3 protein-coding genes are annotated in these 2,770 nt (G+C 71.0%); all 3 read right to left on the bottom strand.

Annotation, left to right across the window (positions count from 1 at the left end; translation table 11 throughout):
• The coding region (gene zwf / locus JWR86_RS12815; protein WP_299566086.1) for a glucose-6-phosphate dehydrogenase at positions 1-1,490 on the bottom strand (1,490 nt) is incomplete at its 3' end.
• Positions 1,487-2,467, bottom strand: a complete 981-nt coding sequence (gnd, locus tag JWR86_RS12810) for a phosphogluconate dehydrogenase (NAD(+)-dependent, decarboxylating) (protein WP_299566083.1) — start codon at positions 2,465-2,467, stop codon at positions 1,487-1,489. The genes zwf and gnd, both read right to left, overlap by 4 nt.
• A gap of 69 nt (positions 2,468-2,536) precedes the next feature.
• On the bottom strand, positions 2,537-2,770 hold a 234-nt coding region (locus JWR86_RS12805), incomplete at its 5' end, for a hypothetical protein (protein WP_299566080.1).

Here is a 2,770-nt window from a genome sequence, read left to right as displayed (position 1 = left end):
AGCGCGTCCGCCTCGCGCGGGCCGGCGCTGCCCGCCGCGTAGCGGGCCATGGGGGCCGCGAGCGCCGCCCAGGCGTCGAGCACGGGCTGCACCACCTGCCAGCCGCCCTCGATGTTGTCGGCCCGCTGGAACAGCGTCGCGTCGCCGATCATGGCATCGTAGATCAAGGTCTCGTAGCCCGTGGAAGGGTCGACCTGGAAGTGGTCGCGGTACTTGAAGCCCATGGTGACCTGATCGAGCTTCACCCGCGGTCCAGGCACCTTGGCGCCGAATTGCAGGCTGATCCCCTCGTCGGGCTGGATCTGGAGCACGAGCCAGTTCGGCACCTGCACATCGACCCCGGCTTCACGAAACAGCGCGAGCGGCGCCTGCCGGAACTGAATCGCGATCTCCGTGTCGCGCCTGCGCATGGACTTGCCGGTCCGCAGGTAGAACGGCACGCCGCCCCAGCGCCAATTGTCGATGGCCAGCTTCATGGCCACAAAGGTCTCGGTGGTGGAGCGGGGGTCCACGTCCGGCTCGGCCCGGTAGTCGCGCACCGCCCGGCCCTCGACCGTGCCGGCCGTGTATTGCGCCCGCACCGCATCCCGAATGGCAACCTCGCCGTCCAGCGGCCGCACGGCGGCCAGCACCTCTTCCTTGCGGTCCCTGATCGCGTCCGCCCCGAAGGAGACGGGCGGCTCCATGGCGATCAGCGTGAAGAGCTGGAACAGGTGGTTCGGCACCATGTCCCGCATCGCGCCGGTGGCGTCGTAAAAGGTGCCGCGCCGCTCGACGCCGACCGTTTCGGCGACCGTGATCTGCACGTGATCGATCCGGTCCCGGTTCCACATCGGCTCGAAGAAGCCGTTGCCGAACCGGAAGGCCATGATGTTCTGGACCGTCTCCTTCCCGAGGAAATGGTCGATCCGGAACACCTGCTCCTCGCGCAGCACGGACAGGACATCGCGGTTCAGCGACCGTGCCGAGGCGAGGTCCTGCCCGAACGGCTTCTCGATGATGACGCGGCGGAAGGCGCCGTCCTGTTCCCGGGCCAGCCCGGCCTCGCCGATCCGGCGCACGATGGGCCCGAACAGCTGGGCTGCGACCGCGAGGTAGAACAGGGCGTTGGCCCCGACCTCGCCGGCGTCCAGCCGCCGGCCGATCTCGGTAAAGGTTGCGGCTTCGCCGATATCGCCCTGGACGTAATCGAGCCGCCCGACCACGCGCCGCCAGGCGGCCTCGTCGACGCCCTGGGAGGCGAGGTCCCCGCCCCGGTCGGCGACAAAACCCCGAATGGCGGTGTCGAACTCGGCCCGCAGGCTGTCGGGGGTCATGGCGCTGCGGCCCACGCCGATGATCGAGAAGCCCTCCTGCAGCAGGCCCCAGCGCGAGAGGTTGTAGAGCGCCGGCATCAGGAGCCGCCGGGTCAGATCGCCGGTGACACCGAAGATGACGAGGGTGCAGGGCGGCGCCGGCTCCGCCTCGCGGGCCGACGCCCGGGGCCTCATTTGGCCTTGGGCTCCTGGTGCCCGCCAAAGCCCTTGCGCATCGCCGACAGGACCTTGTCGGCGAAGCTCGGATCCTGCCGCGAGCGGAAGCGCGTGTAGAGCGCGGCCGTCAGCACATGGGCCGGCACGGCCTGTTCCACGGCGGCGTTCACGGTCCAGCGGCCCTCGCCCGAATCCTCCACGAACCCGCTGAAGCCCTCGAGCGTGCCGTCGGCGGCCAGCGCGGTCGCCGTGAGGTCCAGGAGCCAGGACGAAACCACGCTGCCGCGCCGCCACACCTCGGCGATGTCCGCGAGGTTCAGGTCGAGCCGCTGCTCGCAGGGCAGTGCCGGCGAATTCGCGCTGCGCAGGATGTCGAAGCCCTCCGCGAAGGCCTGCATCATCCCGTATTCGATGCCGTTATGGATCATCTTGACGAAGTGGCCGGCTCCGCTCGGCCCGGCATGGAGGTAGCCCTGTTCGGGCCGGGGATCGCGTCCCTCCCGGCCAAGCGTCCTCTCGACCTCCCCGATGCCTGGGGCGAGGCAGCGGAATACGGGGTCCAGCCGGTCCACCGCCTCCTTGGCGCCGCCGATCATCATGCAATAGCCGCGCTCGAGGCCCCAGACGCCGCCGGACGTACCGACGTCGAGATAGGTGAGACCGCGCTCGCGCAAAGCCGCGGCGCGCCGCATGTCGTCCTTGTAGAAGGTGTTGCCGCCGTCGATCACCGTGCCGCCGGGCTGCATGAGCTCGGCGAGCTGCATCACGGCCTCGTCCGTGGGATCGCCCGCGGGCAGCATGACCCAGGCGGTCTGCGGCGTCTCCAGCTTGCCGACCAGGTCCTCGAGCGAGGTGCTGGCGGTGGCGCCCTCCGCCGCCAGCGCCGCCACAGCCGCCTCGCTGCGGTCGTAGACCACCGCCGTGTGACCGCCGCGCATGAGGCGCCGGACGATGTTGCCGCCCATTCGGCCGAGGCCGATCATCCCGATCTGCATTCCGTCAGGTCCTTGCGCGCCGGGCTCGACCGGGCGGATCGGTGATGGCGGGCACGCGGCGGTGCTCGCTCAGGGGCTGCGGAACCCCGTGCTGGTGGGTCCGGTGCTTTGCGCCCCCGAGATCAGGCGCGCCGGCGGCTCCGCCGACCGGAGCGAGGCGTCGCGAACCGGTTTGGTCTTCGGCGGCGGTGCGTCGGCCTGCTTGGCCGGGGCGGCCTTGCGCTTGCCGGCCGGCTCCCCGGAAGGCTCCGGTGACCGAGCCGCCTCGCGGGGCGCGCTCCGGCCGGCCGAGCCGCGCCGGTC

Source organism: Enterovirga sp. (assembly GCF_028290205.1).
In the GTDB taxonomy this organism is placed as follows: Bacteria; Pseudomonadota; Alphaproteobacteria; order Rhizobiales; family Beijerinckiaceae; genus Enterovirga.
Note: the sequence above shows the minus strand (reverse complement) of the source record. Positions and strands in the feature narration are given on the sequence as shown.

What these genes read in the sequence shown, in the direction of transcription:
- gnd (WP_299566083.1), bottom strand. Translation starts at nt 2,467, where the DNA reads ATGCAGATCGGGATGATCGGCCTCGGCCGAATGGGCGGCAACATCGTC.